This is a genomic window from Corynebacterium ulcerans (genome assembly GCF_900187135.1).
Lineage (GTDB): Bacteria > Actinomycetota > Actinomycetes > Mycobacteriales > Mycobacteriaceae > Corynebacterium > Corynebacterium ulcerans.
In genome coordinates this window covers 485,231-508,772 of the sequence record NZ_LT906443.1, presented here as the reverse complement: position 1 = coordinate 508,772, position 23,542 = coordinate 485,231, and the positions used below count along the sequence as shown (strand labels likewise).

Sequence of the window (23,542 nt, the reverse complement as noted above, 5' to 3'; positions counted from 1 at the left end):
CCTAGCGGGTATATTTCTTACTCATGATCACACGTCTTTCCACGCTCTTCCTGCGCACCCTGCGCGAAGATCCCGCAGATGCTGAAGTTCCTAGCCACAAGCTGCTAGTTCGTGCCGGATACATTCGCAGAGCTGCACCAGGTGTTTACACGTGGCTGCCCTTAGGGTTGCGCACACTCAAAAAGATCGAAAATATTGTGCGCGAGGAGATGGACGGAATTGGAGCTCAAGAGCTGCTTTTCCCAGCGTTGTTGCCCCGCGAGCCCTACCAGACAACTAACCGGTGGACTGAATACGGCGATTCGCTTTTCCGCCTCAAAGATCGCAAGGGTGCAGACTACCTTTTGGGTCCCACCCATGAGGAGATGTTTGCCGGAGCAGTGAAAGACATGTACTCGTCGTACAAGGATTTCCCTGTCATCCTCTACCAAATCCAAACCAAGTACCGGGATGAAGAACGCCCACGCGCTGGCATTCTTCGTGGCCGTGAATTTGTGATGAAGGACTCCTACTCCTTCGACATGACAGATGAGGGACTCGAGTCGTCGTATCAGCGTCACCGTGGTGCATACCAGCGCATCCTTGACCGCCTAGGCGTTGAGTATGCGATTTGCTCTGCGACTTCTGGCGCGATGGGTGGTTCTGCTTCTGAAGAATTCCTGGCGATCAGTGAAAACGGCGAGGACACCTTTGTGCGCGCTACGCAGGGCGACTACGCCGCTAACGTGGAAGCCGTGATCACTCAGCCCGGCGTCGAACGCTCCCTTGAAGGGCTGCCCGAAGCTATGGAGTACGACACCCCTGCTGCTGAAACCATCGAGTCTTTAGTGGCATGGGCACAAGCCGCTGGGGTTACGGTTGAAGGCCGTGAAGTCGTTGCCTCAGATACTCTGAAATGCATCGTTGTGAAAATTACAGAACCTGGTGCTGAGGATCATGAGCTTGCCGGCATTCTGCTTCCAGGAGACTGCGAAGTAGACATGAAACGCCTGGAAGCCTCTCTCGAGCCTGCAGCTGTGGAACTCGCTACCGAAGCAGACTTCAAGGCGAATCCCTTCCTGGTGAAAGGTTACGTTGGCCCTCGCGCATTGATCGCACATGACGTTAAGCTCTTTGCCGATCCTCGCGTGGTCACCGGAACCTCATGGATTACTGGCGCAGATGCTGATCAGCGCCATGTAGTTAACCTTACGGTGGGTCGCGACTTTGAGGTGGAGAACTATATCGAGGCCGCCGAAGTTCGCGAGGGCGATCCGGCACCAGAAGGCCAAGGCACGCTTACCTTGGCCCGCGGTATAGAGGTTGGACATATTTTCCAACTTGGACGTAAATATACCGAGGCCTTTGACGTGCAGATTCTTGATGAAAACGGCAAGCGGGCGATCCCGACCATGGGCTCTTATGGCATCGGTGTCTCACGGCTCATGGCGGTGCTTGCTGAACAACGTCATGATGAGAAGGGTCTCAATTGGCCCATTGAGGTTGCACCTTTTGCAGTTCATGTGGTCGTAGCAAACAAAGATGCCGCAGCCATTGAGGCAGGGGATGCCTTGGTATCCGAGCTCGACGCAGCGGGCATCGAAGTGCTTTTCGACGACCGCCCGAAGGTAAGCCCCGGCGTGAAATTCAAGGATGCGGAGCTGCTAGGGATGCCTTATGTAGTAGTCCTGGGCAGGTCTTTCAAGGAAGGAAAAGTTGAGCTGCGTGTCCGTGGCACAGAAGCCGTGGAAATTCCAGCGGCTGAAGCTACTGCGCGGATTATTGAGATGGTGGGTGCCTAAGAGCGCCCTAAGGGGCTAGAAGTCTTTGTGGTCTAGCCTCTCCTAAAGATTGCGTGCCCCGCTGTGAATGTCACTGGCGGGGCACGCAATCTTTTTATCGGGCAGGTAGTACGTTGGCTGGAGCTGTGGGCGCGCCAACTGCTGTCTGGGCGGCAAAAGCTAGTGCTAGTTCTTTCCAGGAAGTGGTTTTAGCCGTAGCAGCCGTAGCGATCCAATAATCCGTGGTGTCTTTGCGTAGAGCCTCAATGTAGTCAGCAGTACTTTGAGCATCAAAAGGCTGTTGGTACTTTTTCAACTCATAAGCAGACTCAGGTTTGGGAAAATTCCCAGTGGGTGCGAGGCTACTTTGTAGAATGCTGATGCGATTTTGGTGGGCATCAATGGAGTCGTTGACGGCTTGCTTGAGAAGGCCACTAGCGGATGCAGTGGCAACGCCCAGACCATAAACAATGGAATATTCCCAGGCGAGTGCGTCTCGTGCCGCATCTGCGTCGACTTTAACGTCGGAAGACTTAAGCTTTTTGTTCACCGAGGGGTCGAACAGTGCGCCCCCTGTAGTCGGTGCCGCTGCTCCTGCCGAAACGAGATCAACGAGTTGATTGGCAGCGAGCAACATAGATCCCTCTGGGAGCTCTCCAGCACTAGACACGATTTCTTGAGCAGCAATTGTAGCTGCATCTGCGGGATTGCTGTTGTTATCAACATCAAGGTGCGCTTTTTCTATGGCGGAATCTAGAGCCGAGTCGTCACAAGAAGAGGGGAGAGTACCGTCATTTTTGTGTCCGCATACACGTTGGATCTCCGTACGGAGTTCGGCAAGGTCGGCGCGTCGAAGCGCGGCATAGGGGGAGTCACTACTATCAAATGTTTTTGCCTCTGCGGAGGCTCGCGCTGCTAGGCGCGTCAGTGTGGTGTCTGGCGTGGGATGCGGAGTAAGGCTGCATGCGCTAAGCATGCCGCCGGAAACCACTACGGCCAATAAGAATCGAGATGCTGCAGAACGAGTCACAAAAGGAAAGTGTACTTCCATACTCGAATGCTTTTGTGCGTCGGCTACGATAACGGGCATGGCATTTCCCTCTACCGAAGTCTTAACCGAGCTCATTACGCCGATCGCAGCGGCACATAATATGGATCTTGAACACGTTCGAGTGAACCGCGCAGGTAAAAAAACTCTTGTCGCAGTGTCCTTGGATTCCGACAACCGGCCGGATTTGGATCAGCTGGAAGTAGTATCCACAGCCATCTCTGAGCTTTTCGACGCTCAAGAAGCTTCTGGTGCCCTAAGCTTTGGGCCGGGATACACTCTGGAGGTTGGTACCCCTGGAGTGGACGCGCCCCTTACTAAGCCACGCCAATGGCGGAGAAATCGTCACCGCTTGGTCGCCCTTGACGTTGAAGGAAAGAAATCAATCGAGCGGATTGGGGCAGTAAATGATGATGAAACGCGAGTGATCGTGGTCAAGCGGCAGGGGAAGAAAATCTCGATCCGTTCGATTGAATTGGGAGAAAATACTCAAGCAGTGGTAGAAATTGAGTTCGCGAAGCCCGCAGAAGCGGAGCTTGAGTTCACGCAACTAGATTTTGATGCCGCCTTGGCTTTGGAAGAGGAAAACAAGTGAATATTGATATCCACGCACTTAAGCTCATTGAGTCCGAGCGAAAAGTTCCTGTAGAGGAATTGATCGAGACGATCGCTCGTGCGCTTCTTTTTTCCTATCGCGAGTTTAAAGACACCAACGTTGAAGAAAACACCCGTGCTCGCGTGGACATTAGTGCTACAACAGGCCTTGTCTCTGTCATTGTTTCTGAGCTGGATGAAGAAGGCAACGTTGTTTCTGAATACGACGACACCCCTGCTAACTTCGGTCGTGTCGGCGCGCAAGCGGTTCGCGATGCAATCAAAAAGCGTTTGCGTGAGGCAGAAACCTGGAAAGCCTATGACGCGTATAGCGAGTACGAAGGGCGCGTAGTTTCTGGCATCGTTCAGGCAGACGCATATGCAAACGAGCGGGGAATTATCGTTGTGCACCTGGGAACTGAGGCTGAAGGGCAGGACGGCATCCTCATTCCTGCCGAGCAAATTCCTGGCGAAAAACTCGTCCATGGCAACCGCGTAAAGTGCTATGTCGTGGGAGTGAACCGTACCCCGCGTAACCTTCAGATTAATTTGTCTCGTACGCACCCTGAACTGGTGCGCAGGCTCTTTGAACTGGAGATCCCTGAAGTCGCTGATGGGTCGGTAGAGATTATCAGCATTGCACGCGAGGCCGGACACCGTTCTAAGGTGGCTGTTCGCGCGAATATTAAGGGTCTGAATGCCAAAGGCGCTTGCATCGGTCCTCGTGGCCAGCGTGTGAACAACATCATGAACGAGCTGGGTGGGGAAAAGATCGACATCATTGATTTTGATGAAGATCCGGCAAAGTACGTAGGTAACGCCCTTGCACCGTCCAAGGTTGTGCACGTAGAGATCACTGATCTTGAGGCTCAAGCGGCTAAGGTTACGGTGCCTGATTACCAGCTTTCCTTGGCTATTGGCAAAGAGGGACAAAATGCTCGGTTGGCTGCACGCCTAACGGGTTGGAAGATCGATATCCGTTCTGACGCTAGCTAATCCTTTGCACATTGCCCCTTGAACTGCAGTAGATGATGAATCTACACGGCAGTAAGAGGGGCATTTTTATTTTTGCGGTCTGAAAATATGTCGAGTTCACTTCCCGATAAAGAGTGAAAAGTGGAATTATTTGGTGTTTGACGTTTCCAACTTCATCTTTGTGGAGAATATGGCGTACACTACTTAACGGCCCATCTGCAGCTTGTGCGATGGACGCTAGAGCAGCGTTGAGCACAAGCACATGACATATGAGATGTGAAGCGAAAAGGAGACGGATGCCAGCGGCTTTGTATGGCGACTCCCCCCGAGGAGATCTTTCTAAGCCTACGCGGACGCGTATCCGTACCTGCATCGCTACCAAAAAATCACAACCCGCTGATCAACTTCTTCGCGTTGTTTTACGCAAGAAAGATGATGTAGCAGGGGAATCACATCATTCTGTTTATTCGGTGATTGCTGATCCACGTAGGCGTCTGCAAGGGCGCGGAGCATGGATCACGCCTACCATCGATGCACTGGAGCTAGCTGAAAAGCGCCGAGCATTTGCTCGTGCGTTAAGGGTGTCTGCGGAAGTAGACACAGGTCATGTACGAGAGTACCTAGCAGCGCTTGGCGCTGGACCCGACATTACAAGGAAGACCGAACACTGATGAGCATACGATGAAGCATCAGCGATGAACGTCAAAGTAACTTAGGTAGGAAGTCAACGTAAGCCCTCCGGGGTCAAGGCTTCCTTCCGTAACTCAAGGAGAGAAGTGCCCGGAAAGCTACGTGTACATGAGCTAGCTAAACAGCTCGGTGTAACAAGCAAGGAACTACTTGCCACTCTGAAAGAACAAGGCGAGTTTGTAAAAACCGCGTCTTCTACCATCGAACCTCCGGTGATTAAGAAGATGAAGCAGCATTATGCTGCGCAAGACCCAACCACTGCTCAGGGATCTGCAAAGACTACCCCTGAGGCTGTAAAAGCTGCGTCAACGTCGGCTAAGCCTGCGGCTCCAAAGCCTGCAGCACCCAAGCCGGCCTCTGCGAAGCCAGCCGCTCCAAAACCTGCTGCCGCAAAGCCTGCAGCACCCAAGCCGGCCTCTGCGAAGCCAGCCGCTCCAAAACCTGCTGCCGCAAAGCCTGCAGCACCCAAGCCGGCTTCCGCGAAGCCAGCCGCTCCAAAACCTGCTGTTAAGCCTGTACCTAAGCCAGGTTTCAGCGCTTCCCAGTCCGATACACCTAAAACTCCGGGTTCTGCTCCTAAGCCAGGTGCAGGAGCGTCTCCTTCTGCTATGCCTCGTCCTCAGGCGCGCCCAGGCGGAAATGCGCCAAAACCGGGTGGACGTGCTCCTCGCGTAGCCAACAACCCGTTCTCCAGCGGTGAGCGCCCAGCGCCTCGTCCTGGTGGCGGCAACCGCCCTGGAAATGGCCCACGCCCAGGTGGCGCTCCGCGTCCGGGTGCAGGTCGTGGTGCCCAAGGCGGCAACAACGCTGAGCGTCAGCCTCGCCCAGGCGGTCGCGGCGGTCAGCAGCGTCAACAAGGCGGTAACCGACCGCAGCAAGGTGCTGGTCAGGAGCGTCAGGGCGGCGGACGTCGTCCAAGTCCCGCAATGATGCCTTCACATCCTAACCCAGGGCAGATGCCTTCTCGGAGCGCCGGTGGCCGTAATGGCGGCCGCGGCGGTGCGGGTGCCCAAGGCGGAAACCGTGGACCCGGAGGCGCAGGCTTTGGCGGCGGTCGCCCAGGTGGCGGTGGAGCTGCCGGTGGTCGCGGCGGACGTCGTGGCGGTACCGCTGGTGCATTCGGACGCCCAGGTGGTGCTCCACGCAAGGGACGTAAGTCGAAGCGTCAGAAGCGTAATGAATACGAGGCAATGCAGGCACCAAACGTCATTGGTGGCGTTCGCCTGCCAGACGGTGGAGGCGCGACGATTCGTCTTGCCCGAGGTGCTTCGCTTTCCGACTTCGCTGAGAAGATTAATGCAGATGCTGCGGCTCTCGTCCAGGCACTCTTTAATCTTGGCGAGATGGTAACGGCAACCGCATCTGTGAGCGAGGAGACATTGCAGCTCCTCGGCGAAGAGATGAACTACAAAGTTGATGTTGTCTCTCCTGAAGATGAGGACCGCGAGCTTCTTGAGTCCTTCGACCTACAGTTTGGTGAGGACGAAGGAACTGAAGAGGATCTAGAGAAGCGTCCTCCTGTGGTGACCGTTATGGGTCACGTTGACCACGGTAAGACCCGCCTGTTGGACTCGATTCGTAAGTCCAACGTTGGTTCCGGTGAGGCAGGCGGCATTACGCAGGGCATTGGTGCTTACCAGGTCGCTGTTAACGTCGACGGCACCGATCGTAAGATCACCTTCCTTGATACCCCGGGTCACGAGGCCTTCACCGCTATGCGTGCTCGTGGTGCTAAGTCCACGGATATCGCTGTGCTGGTCGTCGCTGCTGACGACGGAGTTATGCCTCAGACCGTTGAGGCCATCAACCACGCTAAAGCAGCAGACGTACCGATCGTGGTCGCAGTGAACAAGATCGATAAGCCAGGCGCGTCCCCGGATAAGATCCGTGGACAGCTCACCGAGTACGGCCTTGTTCCTGAGGAGTACGGCGGAGACACCATGTTCGTTGATATTTCTGCAAAGCAGAACATCAATATTGATGGATTACTGGAGGCTGTTCTTCTTACTGCAGATGCGTCTCTAGATCTGCGTGCTAACCCTGACATGGATGCGCAAGGTGTGGCCATCGAGGCTCACCTGGATCGTGGCCGAGGCCCAGTGGCTACAGTCATCGTCCAGCGCGGTACGTTGCGTGTTGGCGACTCTGTTGTCGCAGGTGATGCTTATGGCCGTGTTCGTCGCATGGTCGATGAGTACGGGCATGACGTTGAAGAAGCAGGACCTTCCCGTCCTGTTCAGATGCAGGGCCTCAATGGTGTCCCAGGAGCTGGCGATAACCTCCTAGTCGTGGAAGACGATCGCGTTGCTCGTCAGATTGCTAACCAGCGCAATGCGCGCAAGCGTAACGCTCTGGCTGCAAAGACCCGCAAGCGCGTTTCTCTTGAGGATCTGGATGCAGTTCTTAAGGAACACAGCACCCTCAACCTCATCCTCAAGGGCGACAATGCTGGTTCCGTAGAAGCTTTGGAAGAAGCATTGCTCAAGATTGAGGTCGACGACGAAGTTCAGCTGAACATCATCGACCGTGGCGTTGGTGCTGTTACGCAGACAAACGTCTCCTTGGCTGCTGCTTCTGACGCCGTGATCATTGCCTTCAACGTTCGTGCTGAGGGTAAGGCAACGGAAGAAGCTAACGCTGAAGGCGTGGATGTTCGTTACTACACCGTCATCTACCGTGCGATCGAAGAAGTTGAGCAGGCACTGAAGGGCATGCTCAAGCCGATCTACGAAGAGCGTGAAGTGGGACGTGCAGAGATTCGTGCAATCTTCAAGGCTTCTGCAGTTGGCCTGATCGCAGGCTGCATGGTGGAGAGCGGAAAGGTGCGTCGTAACGCTACGATTCGTCTGCTTCGCGACGGCGCCGTAGTGGCAGACAAAGCGACTATTGAATCGCTACGTCGTGAGAAAGACGATGCCACCGAGGTCTCCGCAGGCTACGAGTGCGGTATGGTCTTGTCCTACCCGGATATCCAGGTTGGCGATATCATCGAGGTATTTGAGCAGGTAGAGGTTCCACGTTCTTAACAGTGGCTGCTTAAACCGATAACTACTAGAAAGCGGCGCCGACTCTCATAACTAATGTTGAGAGTCGGCGCCGTTTTCTCTTCTGTGTTTATCGTGCAGATCAGACAAAGAAGTCTGCTGTGGATAATACGGGGTAAGTTTCCGCTTTGATAAAGCAGGTAAGATAATTGCGTTAGCCGACACATGGCTGCAATTTATAAAATAAAACAGATGAAAAAGAGGTTGAACAATGGTTGATCACGCGCGTGCCGCCAGGATGGCTAAGCGTATCCAGACGATTGTGGCTACAGCCATTGAACGAGAAATTAAGGACTACCGGTTAGAGTACGTCACTGTTACAGATACCCGGGTTACAGGTGACCTGCATGATGCAACTGTGTACTACACAGTGCGGGGACGTTCTCTTGAAGACACCCCAGATGTAGAGGGTGCGGCTGAGGCTCTCCACCGTGCGCGAGGCCAGCTACGAAAGATCGTGGGAGACCAGTTAAGCGTGCGTTTTACCCCAACGTTATCTTTCGAGCTAGATACAGTTCCAGAGTCTTCGGCGCATATGGAAGATCTGCTGGCGCGTGCTAAAGCACGCGATGCAGAGCTTGCTGAACTGAAAAAGAACGCAAAACCAGCGGGGGAAGAAAATCCCTATAAAATGGACGTCGATGAATAAAACCCGTGTTCAGACATCGTCGGACAAATCATTGGATTGGTCAGCTGCTGAAAGAATCATCAGCAAAGCTAAAAGAGTGTGCGTCGTAGGGCATATCAATCCTGACCCGGATGCTATCGGGAGTGTTTGTGCGACGATGCTTGCTTTAGAGCAGCTGTCTAAGGAAGTTATCGGAGTCATCGGTCAGTGCACTCCCTTAGAGCGTTCTTTGCTGGATATCCCCAGAGCCACAGACATCCTCACGGTGGATAGGCTTCCTGAGTGCGATGCAATTATTGCAGTGGACTGCGGTGCCGTGGGGCGGCTGGGGGCCCTTCAGCCACAAGTTATGCGCGACATTAGTCGTGTTATTCTGATAGACCATCACAGCACAAATCGCGGTTTTGCAGGGGTTAACCTGATTGATCATCAGGCGGAATCAACAACTAGTATTTTGCGCGATTGGTTTCAGCACCTGAAAATTACGCTGACTAAAGACATCGCATATGGTCTTTACGCTGGGTTAGTGTCGGATACGGGTGGCTTTAGATGGGGACGCCCAGAAATGCATGCCCTGGCTCAAGAGCTTGTTGATACAGGCCTTGAGATACGGGCCATTGGGCAGCAGCTTTTTAGCAGTGATTCTGTGGCAGACCTCGCGATGATCGGTACGATACTTTCTCGTCTTCAGGTGGTGTATGTCAACAACATATCGGTTGTTGTGGCTATCGCACGGTACGACGATGTTCAGGGGCATTCGGCTCAGTCTGTAGAAAAAATTGCGGATCTGATCCGTGGTTCAGACGGCACGGATATAGCCGTGGTCTTCAAAGAATACAAAAGAGGGGAATGGGCGGTTTCGCTTCGCTCGGAAGATCTCGATATTTCCGTTGTGGCCCGTACCTTAGGCGGCGGTGGGCACATAAGATCATCAGGCTACGTTACTTTTGGAACAGTAGATCACGTAGTAGCAGAACTTAAGGCAGCGGTTCAGCGGACCTGCTGAGAGAGACCGTGAGAAACAATATAAGGCTTACCGTTGTCGTGGTAAAAGCCTGTACAACGCACATTCTCTAGGAGAAGACTCGGGGAGAAAGAGTATGTCTGTGGGAAGATCGCAAGAAGAGACCGCAGAGATTAGTCCAGCAACGATTCTTCGCTTGGCACTTCCTGCACTGGGAGTGCTGATAGCTACGCCGCTTTACCTTCTTTTTGACACCGCAATAGTGGGCAGACTGGGTGCTGCATCCTTGGCCGCGCTTGGTGCAGGAACCACAATATATGCCCAAGTAACTACGCAATTAACGTTTTTATCCTATGGGACAACGGCGCGCTCAGCTCGACTTTTTGGGGCGGGTAAAAAGAAGGAAGCTGTGGCTGAAGGAGTGCAGGCTACATGGCTTGCTCTCTTCGTCGGGTTCATCTTGGCGCTTGTTGTTTTTATGGGGGCTCCGACGTTCACATTCTGGCTTAGCGGCTCTTATGACGTATCCGACGCAGCCACGAGTTGGCTCAGAATAACAGCTGTAGGTATCCCGCTGGTCCTTGTTGTAATGGCTGGAAACGGGTGGTTAAGAGGGGTGCAAAATACCCGTTTACCATTGCTTTTTACGCTTTCGGGTGTTGTTCCCGGGATGATGTTAGTGCCAATTTTGGTTAACCAGTACGGTCTGGTGGGCTCAGCATGGGCGAATATCGTTGGGATTACTATTACTTCTTCGTTGTTTATCTTGTGCCTTTTTCGGGCGCATGAGGGCACTATTCGTCCTAATTGGACCATCATGCGTTCGCAGTTATCCCTCGGTAGGGATCTGATTTTGCGATCGTTATCATTTCAGATTTCTTTTGTATCAGCGGCAGCTGTAGCTGGGCGTTTTGGTGCGGAATCTTTAGCAGCTCATCAGGTGCTGCTCCAACTGTGGAGTTTTCTCACGCTCATCCTAGACTCGCTGGCTATTGCGGGGCAGACGCTAACAGGGGCTGCGCTTGGTGCACACAATGTTGCTCGAGCGCGTCGTGTAGGACACATATCCGTGCTGTATTCCACCATGTTTAGCGTGGTGCTTGCTGTGATATTCGCTGGTGGTTTCCACGTGATACCAGGAATTTTTACATCGGATGCGGGAGTTCTTCAAGAAATAAGTGGACCGTGGTGGCAGCTGGTCTTCATGATCGTTATAGGTGGCGTCGTGTTTGGCTTTGACGGAGTATTCTTAGGTGCAGCTGACGCCGCATATTTGCGGACCGTATCTTTGTTGTCAGTGCTCGTAGGATTTTTACCTGGCGTATGGTTGGCTTTGCTCTTCGACGCGGGGCTGGTAGGTGTTTGGTGGGGTCTAGTTTCCTTTATTTCTATTCGAATGGTCGTGGGAATATGGCGCTTTTACTCGATGAAGTGGGCATATAGTAAAGATTCAGAAGACGGGAATATTCCGACTCCGGAGAGTCGATGAGCCAATCTCTGCTAACAATTGCAATAATTAGTCTTACGTTTGAAACAACCTAGGTGCGCAAGGAGGCCACATGGCACAGACCCTATGGGCTGTTGCGGACCTTCATGCAGCAGTTCGAGCTAATGGAGAACATATTGATTCTCTTAAGCCCAAGGACCCCTCCGATTGGCTGATTGTTGCCGGAGATGTTGCAGAACGTACTAGCGTTGTCGTGGAAGTCCTGCATAAGCTACGTAAGCAATTCGCCTGCGTTATTTGGGTCCCAGGAAACCATGAGTTGTTCTGTAGGAAAACAGATACGCATCAGGGACGCGCGAAATACGATGAGCTTGTGCGTGCGTGTCGGAAGATTGATGTTCTGACGCCGGAAGACCCTTTCCCGGTTTTCGGCGGTGTGACCATCGTGCCTTTGTTTACGCTTTATGATTACTCTTTCCGCCCGAGTGGAATGAGTATTGAACAGGCTGTTGAGGCTGCTCATGAAAAGCAAATTGTGCTTACGGACCAGTTTGCTATCGCACCATTCGTGGATATTCGCGCATGGTGCTGGGACCGTTTGGCATATTCAGTTAATCGGTTAAGCAGGGTAAACGGACCTACGATTCTGATCAATCATTGGCCCCTTTCCCAAGAACCTGTGGATAGGATGCAGATCCCAGAGATCGGGTTATGGTGCGGAACTCGGCACACTATGTCATGGGGAAGCCGATACAGCGCACAAGCAGTGATCTATGGGCATCTGCATCTTCCTGGAATAATGCGTATTGATGGTGTGCCACATGTGGAGGTTTCTCTGGGATATCCCCGGCAGTGGCAGCAAAACATAGAGTCACGTCCCTGGCCTTTTCCTATCATGCATATCGATGATGCCGGAAAAGCGACCATGGGCCCGGGGCTTGAGCCGGATGCACCTATATCACAGCGTGTGAACAAGGGGGAGTCGTGAACAACGAGATCCAGCTTGATCAGTCGCTCTTCCCAGAAGCTGCACGTTATGTGTCTCTTACCACCGATCCCGGAATCATAGACTTGGGCAAGTTTAATGAGCTGCATCCGTTGGAACGGGCTCTTGTCGCACACGCTGTCCCGCTCCGCAAAGCGGAATTCGGAGATGCGCGGTGGTGTGCTCACCAAGCCCTTGCTAAGTTACAACGCGACACGGGTGAACCAATTCTGCGTGGTGAGCGAGGTATGCCGCTATGGCCAGCTTCTGTTAGTGGATCCTTGACCCACACTGATGGTTTTAGGGCCGCAGTTGTTGCTCCTCGGCTGCTTATCAGGTCGATGGGAATCGATGCGGAAGTCGCCGAGCCGCTTCCAGAGGGCGTCATCGGTTCGATCGCTCGAGAAGGCGAACTCGAACAGCTTGAACGTCTGCGTAGCAATGGTATCTCGTGCGCAGATCGGGTTTTGTTCTGTGCAAAAGAAGCTACCTACAAAGTGTGGTTTCCGTTGACACACCGGTGGTTAGGCTTTGAACAAGCAGAAATAGACATTAGAGACGATGGATCTTTTGTGTCTTATCTGCTTGTTCGTCCCACTCCCGTTCCTTTTATAGAAGGGCGCTGGATGGTGAAAAACGGTTACGTAATAGCGGTAACCTCAGTTGTATAAAAGGCTGCCAAAAGTTTGGCGCGACTAGGAGAGCGTGTTGGGACGCGCGACGAAAACGGAAGAAAGCCGCTTGCCTTTTTCCTTGATAAGCGCGATGGCGTGGCCATTGGGTGCTACCGCTGCGTGAACCTCTGTTAAACCGCGTGGTTGGAGCCATTTTCCCATAGAAAGATCTGTGGCTTCAGATTCTGTGATCTCTAATGTGGGGTAGCACCGAGTTAAGGATTCATCCAAAGAAAGACTGAGTTTGGGGGTGGTTGCGAGATCGTCGAGAGTAATGGCGTCGGAAAGGGTGAAGGGGCCCACGGATAGGCGTCGTAAAGCTGTGAGATGGCCACCCACATGGAGGGCTTCTCCTAGATCGCGAGCGAGAGACCGGATATACGTGCCCGATGAACACGTGACCTCTACATCGATGTCAATGAATTCCGGTGATAAAGCGCGCGAAATATCGAGGACATCGAACCGGTAAATAGTGACCGGACGTGCGGGTATCTCTACTTCTTGCCCCTCACGCACCATTTGGTGGGCCCGCTTCCCGTTGATTTTGATTGCGCTGACTGATGCTGGGCGTTGCATGATATGTCCAGTGAGCTTAGCTATCTCAGCAGCTATCTCATCGTCGGTGATCGCGGATACCGTGGAGGTATCGGCAGCAAAAACTGCTTCTCCCTCTTTATCGTCGGTGGTGGTGGACATCCCAAGTCTGATAGTTGCTCGGTAGGACTTGGTCGATGCAACCATATGGGCAAGAAATTTTGTCCCTCTTTCGATTCCCACAACAAGAACACCGGTAGCCATGGGGTCGAGGGTGCCCGCGTGGCCAACCCGTTTAGTGCCAAAGATACGGCGCAAGCGCCCAACTACGTCATGCGAGGTCATGCCAGCGGGTTTATCGACGACTACGAGTCCAGAAGTGGAGAGGGGATCAATCATAGTTAGCAGTCTATGGCTAAACTGTCCAGAGTGGATATCTGGCATCATATTGAAGACATTCCGGCGGATCTAGACGCCTCGGTCATCACCATTGGCGTTTTCGACGGTGTCCATCGTGGACATCGGACACTGATCAGCGCTGCAACGCAACGAGCGCGGGCACTTGGTGTTCCGAGCATCCTGGTTACGTTTAACCCGCATCCTTTGGCGGTACTGCGGCCGGAAAAGATGCCTCCACTTTTGGGGACAGTTACCCAACGTGCGAATCTCGTAGAAAATCTTGGCGTTGACCACATGTTTGCCATGAATTTTACTGCCAACCTCTCGCACCTATCTCCGGAAGAATTCTTTGTCTCTATTATTAAAGACAAGCTCAAGGCCAAGGTCGTAGTGGTGGGGGAGAACTTTACCTTTGGTTATAAAGCATCCGGTACCACGGAGACTTTGAAGGCATTGGGGGAAAAATACGGCATTGATATTCGTGTGCTGGAATTGCTGGCAGAAGACCAGACCGTGGTTTCTTCTTCTGTAATACGTAAAGCTCTTGCAGAAGGAGACGTACGCCGAGCTAATTGGGGATTAGGGCGGGAATTTTCAGTTAGCGGAGACGTGGTGCGAGGGGCTGGTCGGGGCGGAAAAGAACTTGGGTATCCGACTGCCAATCTGTACTTCCCGGACTCTATTGCGCTGCCAGAAGACGGCGTGTATGCAGGGTGGCTGCAGATCACCTCTGCAGCGCCCATCGACGGGGATATGGTTGCAGGAGTGCGGTACCCGGCGGCTATTTCGGTAGGCCATAATCCCACGTTCGGCGATCAGCGTCGTAGCGTTGAATCTTTTGTTCTTAATCGTCGTGCTGATTTGTACGGACATTCCGTCACCGTTGAATTCGTGGACCGTATTCGCGGGATGGTGAAGTTTAACGGTATGGAAGAACTACTGGAAGCAATAGCGCAAGACGTGGAGACTACTCGCGAAATTTTAAGAGTTGACGAACCTCGTAAACCCTAAACTAAGGAAGACAGAGAATGGCAAAGAAGGTAATCCTCGACCTGGACACTGGCATCGATGATGCGTTGGCACTGGCCTATGCTCTAGGTTCTCCGGAGCTAGATCTCATTGGTGTCACTGCGACGTATGGCAACGTTCTTGTCGACGATGGAGCGCGCAACGACCTTGCGCTCCTGGAACTGTTTGGACGTCCCGATATTCCGGTTTTTGTCGGCGAGCCACACGCTCGGGCCAAAGATGAGTTTTCCGTTTTAGAAATTTCTGAGTTTATCCACGGAAAAAATGGCATTGGTGAGGCGAAGATACAGCAGCCTCAATCCTGCGTGAGTGATAAAACAGCAGTTGATTTCCTTATTGAATCGGTGGCTACTTATGGCGATGACTTGGTCATTATCCCAACGGGAGCTATGACTAATATCGCCGCGGCAATGGATAAGGACCCAGATTTTGCAGCTAACGCTCATATCGTTTTCATGGGAGGCGCGCTTACGGTTCCTGGGAATGTGAGCACTTGGGCCGAGGCAAATATCAACCAAGACCCAGAAGCCGCAGACATGATGGTCCGAGAATGCGCTGATGTGACGATGATTGGCCTTGACGTAACACTCCAAACGTTGTTGACGTATGAGGAGACTGCTATGTGGAGGGCGCTAAACACCGAGGCCGCAACGGTGCTTGCCGACGCCACCGATTACTACATTCGCGCCTATGACGCGATAGCGCCTCATCTTGGCGGTTGTGGGTTGCATGACCCTCTGGCCGTTGCAGTAGCTGTGGATCCCAGCCTAGTCACTGCTCTTCCTCTGAACCTTAAAGTGGATACCGAGGGGCCTACGAGGGGACGGACAATCGGTAATGAGGTCAAACTGGGAGATCCACACAAGAATGCTCGGGTGGCGGTGGCTGTTGACGTAGAGCGCTTCCTCAAAGAATTTATGGAACGCATTACGCGCGTACTAGTAGGAAACGCAATCGGTAGATAAAATAAACGGGGAAAAGCTACGGCTAGGCGGGGAAACTCGAAAAATCTCTTTGTTTCTTTCTTTTCTGTGGTAGTGTTCCTTCCGTTCTCTTCACTGCGGTCCACAGCAGTGATAGGAATGGTTTGATAATGAGAAACCTGGTTTCCTCTTATCAAGTCATATTTATGTGGACTGAAATAACTACTGAGGAGTTTTCTCATGGCTTTGAGCAATGAGCAGAAGAAGTCCATCTTGGCTGAGTACGGTCTGCACGAGACCGACACCGGTTCCCCTGAGGCACAGGTTGCGCTGCTTTCCGCACGCATCAACCAGCTGACCGAGCACCTGAAGTTCCACAAGCACGATCACCACTCTCGTCGTGGTCTGCTACTTCTGGTTGGTCGTCGCAAGGGCCTCTTGAAGTACCTCGCAGACAACAACGTTGATCGCTACCGTGATCTGATTGCTCGTCTGGGCTTGCGTCGATAAGCTTTTCGACGTGACCAGCACCCCGTGGTTTTAGGTAAAACTTAAGCCGCGGGGTTTCGCTGTGCTTAAGATGTGAAAACGTGTTAAAATCCTGCCGTTGCATTAGAAGCAAAACCTTTTTTGGAAACACGCGGCACCGATGACCGTTGTGAGAAGGAATATCCACGAGGAGACCTGCACTTTGAGCAAGGCAAAAAACATCGAATTCAACGTAGATGAAGAATTCGGTATTACCGAAGCGATCGCCACCATTGACAACGGCGACTTCGGAACCCGTACCATTCGCTTTGAAACTGGCCAGTTGGCCAAGCAAGCCGATGGCTCTGTCACCACTTACTTGGATGATGAGACGATGCTGTTGGCTACCACGACGGCTTCCAACCAGCCGCGTGAAGGATTCGACTTCTTCCCACTGACGGTGGACGTCGAGGAGCGCATGTACGCAGCGGGCCGCATTCCGGGTTCGTTTTTCCGTCGCGAGGGCCGCCCCTCCACTGAGGCAATTTTGGCTTGCCGCCTGATCGACCGTCCGCTACGTCCGACTTTTGTTAAGGGACTGCGCAACGAGGTCCAGGTCGTTATCACCGTCTTGTCCATGAACCCAGAAGACTACTATGACGTTGTTGCGATCAACGGTGCGTCAGCTGCTACCCAGCTTTCCGGTCTGCCGGTATCGGGTGCTGTAGGCGGAGTTCGCATGGCTCTTATCGCGGATGAAGCACATCCCAAGGGCCAGTGGATTGCGTTCCCGACCCATGAGCAGCACGAGAAGGCTCTTTTTGAACTCGTCGTTGCAGGACGCCTTGTCGCTAAGAAACAGGGACGCAAGACTGTCGAAGACGTTGCCATCATGATGGTAGAAGCGGGTGCGACTGAGAACGTCGTAGAAAAGATCAAAGATGGCGCTCCTGCGCCGACAGAAGAGATCGTTGCACAAGGCCTAGAAGCAGCTAAGCCTTTCATCGAGGTTTTGTGCCGAGCACAGGCTGGCCTGGCAGAACGTGCAGCGAAAGAAACTCAAGAATTCCCACTTTTCCTACCTTATTCGGACGTTATTTACGATGCCGTGGAAAAGAAGGTTTCTAAGAAACTGCGTCAGCTGTTGACTATTAAGTCAAAGCAAGAGCGTGACGACGCCACGAACGACTACATGGAGTCGATCGAGGGCGAGTTGCTCGCAAAATTCGGTTCTGAGGATGAAGCTGCCGCATCGAAGGCTATCCGCGCTGCTTATAACGCCGTGATGAAGAAGCTCGTGCGCCATATGATTCTCACCGAGCACTTCCGCATTGATGGTCGTGGAGTCACCGATATTCGTGATCTTGGGGTAGAGGTAGAGCTCATTCCTCGTGCACACGGTTCGGCTCTATTTGAGCGCGGTGAGACACAGATCTTGGGCGTGACCACGCTAGACATGCTCAAGATGGAGCAGCAGATTGATTCGTTGTCACCCACATCGTCCAAGCGCTACATCCACCACTACAACTTCCCGCCGTATTCCACCGGAGAAACTGGCCGTGTGGGGTCCCCGAAGCGCCGCGAGATCGGGCATGGAGCGCTTGCAGAGCGCGCCCTTATGCCAGTGATTCCTTCCCGCGAGGAGTTCCCTTACACCATCCGTCAGGTTTCGGAAGCCCTCGGATCTAACGGCTCTACCTCCATGGGGTCAGTGTGTGCATCAACACTCTCGCTGTACAACGCGGGTGTTCCGCTGAAGGCCCCCGTGGCTGGTATTGCTATGGGTCTGGTGTCTGATGAAGTTGACGGAGAAACCCGTTATGTTGCTTTGACAGACATCCTTGGCGCTGAGGATGCTTTCGGTGACATGGACTTCAAGGTTGCTGGAACCCGTGACTTTGTGACGGCCCTGCAGCTGGACACCAAGCTTGATGGCATTCCTTCCAAGGTTCTCGCGTCTGCGCTTGCTCAGGCTTATGAGGCTCGCGAAGCAATTCTGGACACTATGGCTGAGGTCATTGAGAGCCCAGACGCGATGAGCGATTATGCTCCGCGCATCACGACTGTCACCGTTCCAGTCAGCAAGATCGGTGAGGTTATTGGGCCTAAGGGCAAGACGATCAACTCGATCACCGAGGAGACCGGGGCAAACATCTCCATCGAGGAAGACGGAACTGTGTATGTTTCCGCGACCTCAGGTGCTGCCGCTGAAGCAGCGATCGAAAAGATCAATGCTATCGCTAATCCGCAGTTGCCCAAGGTTGGCGAGAGGTTCCTCGGAACCATCGTTAAGACCACTGCCTTTGGTGCATTTGTTTCTCTTGTGCCTGGTCGTGACGGCCTCATCCACATCTCTAAGCTCGGCAACGGTAAGCGCATAGAGAAGGTAGAAGACGTAGTCAACGTTGGTGACAAAGTCGAGGTGGAGATCCTCGACATAGACAACCGCGGCAAGATTTCCTTGGCACCAGTGAAGGAAGACTAGTCTGCGAACCAAGGTTAAGGTGGGATCGTTCTAGGCGCTTTCTGCCTTATCCTTACTTCTGCTCCCCAGCGATAGGCATCGCTACTGTGTATATGGTGATGGGATTTTATGATCTCGTCGATAAGCTTATACACCGTCGCGATACCACGGTGGGGAGCATTTGTGCATCTTCACAAGTCTATTTTGTAGGCTACAAAAGCAGAATCTCTTAATCTTTTGACCCAACCACAAAGGAAAAGGAACAGTGACATGGCCATTAAAGTAGGAGTCCTCGGGGCACGTGGGCGCGTTGGTCAAGCCGTAGTAGCGGGTGTAAACGAATCCAAAGATCTTGAGCTTGTTGCTGAGGTCGACCGTGATGATGACCTGAATGTTCTTGTTGATAACGGAGCAGAAGTAATCGTTGATTTCACCACTCCTGATTCTGTCATGGGCAACTTAGATTTCTGCATCAACCACGGTATTTCCTGCGTCGTGGGGACCACAGGTTTTACAGCAGAGCGACTCGCTCAAGTGGAAGAATGGGCGGAGAAAAATCCTTCGGTGGGTGTGCTGATTGCTCCCAACTTTGCTATCTCAGCTGTATTAACCATGGTTTTTGCCCGCCAAGCAGCTAAGTTCTTCGAATCTGCTGAAGTTGTTGAGTATCATCACCCCAACAAGCTGGATGCCCCCTCAGGAACCGCTATTCACACAGCACAAGGCATAGCCGAGGCTCGTAAGGAAGCGGGACTTGGTGCGCAGCCCGATGCAACAAAAGATTCGCTTGAAGGGGCCCGCGGAGCTGATGTCGACGGAGTGCCGGTGCACGCTGTGCGCATGACTGGCATGGTTGCACATGAGGAAGTTATTTTTGGCGCACAGGGGCAGTCCTTGACTATTCGCCAGGATTCTTACGACCGCACATCTTTTGTTCCTGGAGTTTTAGTAGGCGTGCGGAAGATCCATGAGCATCCTGGTCTTAGCGTTGGCCTAGATAAGTACCTCGATATCTCATAATGGCTGTAGAAACTTATCTCGACGTGCAATTGGTAGCCTGCACGACGTTTACTCCTCCTACTGGTATCACGTGGTCTTGTGATCCTGCCGCTAAAGATTCTGAAGCGCTGGTGGAGTTTGCGGGACGCGCATGCTACGAGACTTTTGACAAACCAAATGCGAGAACTGCTCAAAATGATGCCTACCTCCGGCACATTATGGAGGTAGGGCATATGGCGCTTTTAGAACATGCTACGGCTTCTTTATATATCCGTGGTTTGTCTCGATCAGCGGCGCATGAGTTGATGCGGCACCGACATTTTTCTTGCTCGCAGCTCTCACAGAGATTTGTCCATCACGAGGATTCTCACGTAATCATCCCGCCGTTGATCGCGGAAGACCCTGAATTACGACGACTTTTTCTCCACGCAGTAGATGAGTCGCGCTTTGCTTTTACTGAGGTTTTGTCTGCGCTGGAAGAAAAATTGGTTCAAGAGCCGAACGCGCTTCTCCGGAAGAAACAAGCGCGCCAAGCAGCACGCGCGATACTTCCTAACGCCACAGAGTCGCGACTACTAGTCACCGGAAATTTCAGAACATGGCGTCACTTTATAGGGATGAGAGCTACCGAGCATGCTGACGTAGAAATTCGGGCGTTGGCAATCCGCTGCTTGCATCTGTTGAGAGAACAGTCGCCGGTATTGTTCGGTGACTTTGAGGAGTCCACGCTTGCCGACGGCTCCTGCATGGCAACTAGCCCGTACGTCACAGATTTTTAACGAAATTTTTGCTGTGGAGAATATGAAAGCCGGAAGAGAAAGTAACTCTCAACGAGGGTGACTTGACCCGACACGCGGGGGAATCCTTGCCCGATGTCAACTTCCGGCTCATTTGCGGGTAACCTTAGGGCACATGAGCACAGGTTTGACAGCGAATACGGGTAGCGACTACTTCGGTACCGTCGCCGTAGCGATGGTGACACCGTTTGATGCCACGGGGAAACTCGACGTTTCTGCAGGGCGGAAGCTTTCCGCACACTTGGCTGACAACGGGATCGACACGCTGGTACTCGCCGGAACCACCGGTGAGTCTCCAACTACAACGCTGCAAGAAAAAATTGACCTGCTCAAGGCCGTTAAGTCGGAGGTTGGCGACCGCGTTAAGATTATCGCGGGCGCTGGAACAAACAATACTTCGGCTTCGGTTGATATGGCTCGAGCGTCTGCTGAAGCTGGCGCCGATGCACTTCTGGTAGTGACCCCTTACTATTCAAAACCTAGTCAAGAGGGAATCTATCAGCATTTTCGAACAGTCGCGCAAGCCACTGACTTGCCAATCTGCGCTTATGATATTCCGCCACGTTCGGTTGTTCCTATTCAGCCGGATACTCTGCGTCGTCTTGCTGAGATCCCTACGATCAAGGGCGTTAAAGACGCAAAAGGTGATATCGCTGCTGCTACACCTCTCATAGAAGAAACAGGACTTGCCTGGTACTCAGGCGATGACCCACTTAATCTCCCGTGGTTGTCCGTAGGAGCGGTGGGTTTTATTTCCGTGATTGGTCACTTGGCACCAAAGGAATTGCGCGAACTGCATACAAGTTTTAATAACGGCGATCTTGCGCGTGCGCGTGAGATTAACGCAAAACTTTCATCATTAGTCGCTGCTCAAGGGCGTTTGGGTGGCGTAAGCCTCGCAAAAGCCGGATTGCGGCTACAAGGTATTGAGGTCGGAGACCCGCGACTGCCTATTGTCGCACCAAGTGAAGAAGAGCTTGAGCGTCTCCGACACGACATGAATAAATCTGGAGTTCTATAAATATGACTGAACCACGTAACCGTTCTCGAAAGGTTACTCGTAAAGCTGGTCCGCCGGAGACTACTGAGGCACCAGCTTTCCAAGCCCCTGACGCATCTGTAGAGGTATCTGCTAAAGCTGAGGCGGAGAAGAAAACTTCAGGCGAAGGTTCTTCCAATCAAGATGCTAGCTCTAAGGGCAATCGTGGCCGCTCCAACTCGGGACGAGCTGGAAACGGAACACGCAATGGTCGTTCACGCCGTGGCGGCAATCCTCAGAATAATAAGAGCAACCGAGGCCGTCGTAACGTGGTTAAATCCATGCAAGGTGCGGATCTGACCGAGCGTCTTCCAGAGCCCCCCAAGGCTCCTAAGAATGGGCTACGCATCTACGCTCTTGGTGGCATTTCTGAAATTGGTCGTAATATGACCGTTTTTGAGTACAACAACAAAATGTTGTTGGTTGACTGCGGTGTTCTTTTCCCCTCGTCTGGTGAACCAGGCGTGGATTTGATCTTGCCTGATTTTGGTCCTATCGAAGACAAACTAGACAAGGTCGAGGCGCTCGTTGTTACTCACGGGCATGAGGACCACATTGGAGCTATTCCGTGGTTGCTGAAGTTGCGTCCAGACCTACCTATCTACGCTTCTAAATTTACGTTGGCTCTTATCGCTGCAAAGTGTCGTGAGCACCGTCAGCGTCCTAAGCTGATCGAGGTAAATGAGAAGTCGGATATTAACCGTGGACCTTTTAATATTCGTTTCTGGGCAGTTAACCACTCGATCCCGGATTGCTTAGGTCTTGCCATTAAGACTGGCGCAGGTTTGGTCATCCATACCGGTGACATCAAGCTCGACCAGACCCCAACAGACGGGCGTCCTACCGATCTTCCTGCACTGTCTCGCTTTGGTGATGAGGGCGTTGACCTCATGCTCTGTGACTCCACCAATGCAACTACGCCGGGCGTTTCGGGATCCGAAGCCGATATTGCGCCAACTCTGAAGCGCCTTGTCGGTGACGCAAAACAACGCGTTATCCTAGCGTCGTTTGCTTCCAACGTCTACCGCGTTCAGGCTGCAGTCGATGCAGCAGTAGCCTCGGGTCGTAAGGTTGCATTCAACGGACGTTCCATGATTCGAAACATGGAAATCGCGGAAAAGATGGGTTACCTGAAGGCTCCTCGCGGAACCATTGTCAGCATGGATGATGCTGCAAAGATGGCGCCGCACAAGGTTATGCTCATCACCACGGGCACGCAGGGTGAGCCCATGGCTGCTTTGTCGCGCATGGCGCGACGTGAGCATCGCCAGATCACGGTTCGCGATGGCGATCTGATTATTCTTTCTTCGTCCTTGGTACCTGGTAACGAGGAAGCTGTGTTCGGCGTTATTAATATGCTGGCGCAGATTGGTGCGACCGTTGTGACGAGCCGCGATGCCAAGGTCCATACCTCCGGTCACGGCTACTCCGGTGAGCTTTTGTTCCTCTACAACGCTGCTCGTCCAGTGAACGCTATGCCGGTGCACGGAGAGTGGCGCCACTTGCGGGCCAACAAGGAACTGGCAATCTCCACTGGCGTGGAGCGCGATCGTGTAGTTCTTGCACAAAATGGTGTTGTCGTGGACCTCGTTGACGGACGAGCTCGGGTGGTCGGGCAAATCCAGATCGGTAACCTCTACGTGGATGGTGTCACCATGGGTGATATTGACGCGGGGGTTCTGGAGGAGCGTACTTCCCTAGGTGAAGGCGGTCTGATCGCAATCACAGCCGTGATTGATAACCGGACCGGAAGGTTGTTAGAGCGTCCTACTGTTCAGGCCAAGGGCTTCTCTGAAGATGCTGTTGCCATGATGCCTGAAGTCACCGAGTTGGTAGAAAACACCATGACTGACTTGGCTGGGGAAGGGGAGAATGACCCCTACCGCATGGTTCAGCAACTGCGTCGTCGTGTCTCTCGTTTCGTAGAGCAAAAGTGGCGTCGTAAGCCAATGATTATGCCTACCGTTATCCCGACGACTCAGACTCAGGTGGAAGCGGACGAAGAGGAGATTCGCGCAACGCGCGAAAGCCTATAAAAACAGCAGTAAAAGCGGGCAGCACTGGAAAGACGTGATGGTGCT

Annotated in this window: 20 protein-coding genes; 18 read left to right on the top strand and 2 right to left on the bottom strand. The window is 52.8% G+C overall.

Annotated elements, in window-relative coordinates; translation table 11 throughout:
• The first annotated feature begins 23 nt into the window (after window positions 1-23).
• Entirely contained in the window at window positions 24-1,781 is a 1,758-nt protein-coding gene (locus tag CKV68_RS02265; RefSeq protein ID WP_095075518.1) for a proline--tRNA ligase, read from the top strand.
• Between the two features lie 94 nt (window positions 1,782-1,875).
• Here the strand turns inward: CKV68_RS02265 and CKV68_RS02260 are convergent, their stop codons facing one another.
• Complete coding sequence (locus tag CKV68_RS02260) at window positions 1,876-2,790, bottom strand: DUF4439 domain-containing protein (RefSeq protein WP_029975480.1); 915 nt, start codon at window positions 2,788-2,790, stop codon at window positions 1,876-1,878.
• Between the two features lie 58 nt (window positions 2,791-2,848).
• Here CKV68_RS02260 and rimP point away from each other — a divergent pair, with 58 nt between their 5' ends.
• The 9 genes from rimP (at window position 2,849) to CKV68_RS02215 (ending at window position 12,806) form a co-directional block, all read left to right on the top strand.
• Window positions 2,849-3,403 (top strand): ribosome maturation factor RimP, encoded by a 555-nt coding sequence (gene rimP / locus CKV68_RS02255; protein WP_013911749.1) that lies wholly within the window; start codon window positions 2,849-2,851, stop codon window positions 3,401-3,403.
• Window positions 3,400-4,398, top strand: coding sequence for a transcription termination factor NusA (gene nusA, locus CKV68_RS02250; RefSeq protein ID WP_013911748.1), 999 nt, complete (start codon window positions 3,400-3,402; stop codon window positions 4,396-4,398). The genes rimP and nusA overlap by 4 nt, the downstream gene beginning before the upstream one ends.
• 275 nt (window positions 4,399-4,673) lie before the next feature.
• Complete coding sequence (locus CKV68_RS02245) at window positions 4,674-5,048, top strand: YlxR family protein (protein WP_013911747.1); 375 nt, start codon at window positions 4,674-4,676, stop codon at window positions 5,046-5,048.
• A gap of 105 nt (window positions 5,049-5,153) precedes the next feature.
• Complete coding sequence (infB, locus tag CKV68_RS02240; protein WP_095075517.1) at window positions 5,154-8,093, top strand: translation initiation factor IF-2; 2,940 nt, start codon at window positions 5,154-5,156, stop codon at window positions 8,091-8,093.
• A gap of 229 nt (window positions 8,094-8,322) precedes the next feature.
• Window positions 8,323-8,760, top strand: coding sequence for a 30S ribosome-binding factor RbfA (gene rbfA / locus CKV68_RS02235; RefSeq protein ID WP_013911745.1), 438 nt, complete (start codon window positions 8,323-8,325; stop codon window positions 8,758-8,760).
• Window positions 8,753-9,745: a DHH family phosphoesterase gene (locus CKV68_RS02230; protein WP_095075516.1), complete on the top strand. Its 993-nt coding sequence runs from the start codon at window positions 8,753-8,755 to the stop codon at window positions 9,743-9,745. The genes rbfA and CKV68_RS02230 overlap by 8 nt, the downstream gene beginning before the upstream one ends.
• Before the next feature lie 94 nt (window positions 9,746-9,839).
• Window positions 9,840-11,192 carry an MATE family efflux transporter gene (locus CKV68_RS02225; RefSeq protein WP_095075515.1) on the top strand — a complete coding sequence of 451 codons (1,353 nt, stop codon included), beginning with the start codon at window positions 9,840-9,842 and terminating at the stop codon, window positions 11,190-11,192.
• Window positions 11,193-11,262: 70 nt separating this feature from the next.
• Window positions 11,263-12,138, top strand: a complete 876-nt coding sequence (locus CKV68_RS02220) for a metallophosphoesterase family protein (RefSeq protein ID WP_013911742.1) — start codon at window positions 11,263-11,265, stop codon at window positions 12,136-12,138.
• Window positions 12,135-12,806: a 4'-phosphopantetheinyl transferase family protein gene (locus CKV68_RS02215; RefSeq protein ID WP_013911741.1), complete on the top strand. Its 672-nt coding sequence runs from the start codon at window positions 12,135-12,137 to the stop codon at window positions 12,804-12,806. The genes CKV68_RS02220 and CKV68_RS02215 overlap by 4 nt, the downstream gene beginning before the upstream one ends.
• Before the next feature lie 24 nt (window positions 12,807-12,830).
• Here the strand turns inward: CKV68_RS02215 and truB are convergent, their stop codons facing one another.
• A complete protein-coding gene (gene truB, locus CKV68_RS02210; RefSeq protein ID WP_095075514.1) occupies window positions 12,831-13,742 on the bottom strand; it encodes a tRNA pseudouridine(55) synthase TruB in 912 nt (303 codons plus the stop codon).
• A gap of 12 nt (window positions 13,743-13,754) precedes the next feature.
• On the opposite strand from truB, the gene CKV68_RS02205 reads away from it, so the two are divergent.
• The 8 genes from CKV68_RS02205 (at window position 13,755) to CKV68_RS02170 (ending at window position 23,497) form a co-directional block, all read left to right on the top strand.
• Window positions 13,755-14,753 carry a bifunctional riboflavin kinase/FAD synthetase gene (locus tag CKV68_RS02205; RefSeq protein WP_029975249.1) on the top strand — a complete coding sequence of 333 codons (999 nt, stop codon included), beginning with the start codon at window positions 13,755-13,757 and terminating at the stop codon, window positions 14,751-14,753.
• 17 nt (window positions 14,754-14,770) lie between these two features.
• Window positions 14,771-15,736 (top strand): nucleoside hydrolase, encoded by a 966-nt coding sequence (locus CKV68_RS02200; RefSeq protein WP_014836515.1) that lies wholly within the window; start codon window positions 14,771-14,773, stop codon window positions 15,734-15,736.
• Window positions 15,737-15,934: 198 nt separating this feature from the next.
• Entirely contained in the window at window positions 15,935-16,204 is a 270-nt protein-coding gene (gene rpsO, locus CKV68_RS02195; protein ID WP_013242127.1) for a 30S ribosomal protein S15, read from the top strand.
• A gap of 139 nt (window positions 16,205-16,343) precedes the next feature.
• Window positions 16,344-18,647: a polyribonucleotide nucleotidyltransferase gene (locus CKV68_RS02190; RefSeq protein ID WP_095075513.1), complete on the top strand. Its 2,304-nt coding sequence runs from the start codon at window positions 16,344-16,346 to the stop codon at window positions 18,645-18,647.
• A gap of 249 nt (window positions 18,648-18,896) precedes the next feature.
• The gene (gene dapB, locus CKV68_RS02185) at window positions 18,897-19,646 is read left to right on the top strand and encodes a 4-hydroxy-tetrahydrodipicolinate reductase (protein WP_014525922.1); all 750 of its coding nucleotides are present in this window, start codon (window positions 18,897-18,899) and stop codon (window positions 19,644-19,646) included.
• Entirely contained in the window at window positions 19,646-20,404 is a 759-nt protein-coding gene (gene thyX, locus CKV68_RS02180; RefSeq protein ID WP_095075512.1) for an FAD-dependent thymidylate synthase, read from the top strand. The genes dapB and thyX overlap by 1 nt, the downstream gene beginning before the upstream one ends.
• Before the next feature lie 133 nt (window positions 20,405-20,537).
• Window positions 20,538-21,443 carry a 4-hydroxy-tetrahydrodipicolinate synthase gene (dapA, locus tag CKV68_RS02175; protein WP_013911734.1) on the top strand — a complete coding sequence of 302 codons (906 nt, stop codon included), beginning with the start codon at window positions 20,538-20,540 and terminating at the stop codon, window positions 21,441-21,443.
• A 2-nt stretch (window positions 21,444-21,445) separates the two neighbouring features.
• Window positions 21,446-23,497, top strand: a complete 2,052-nt coding sequence (locus tag CKV68_RS02170) for a ribonuclease J (RefSeq protein ID WP_095075511.1) — start codon at window positions 21,446-21,448, stop codon at window positions 23,495-23,497.
• The last annotated feature ends 45 nt before the right edge of the window (window positions 23,498-23,542 follow it).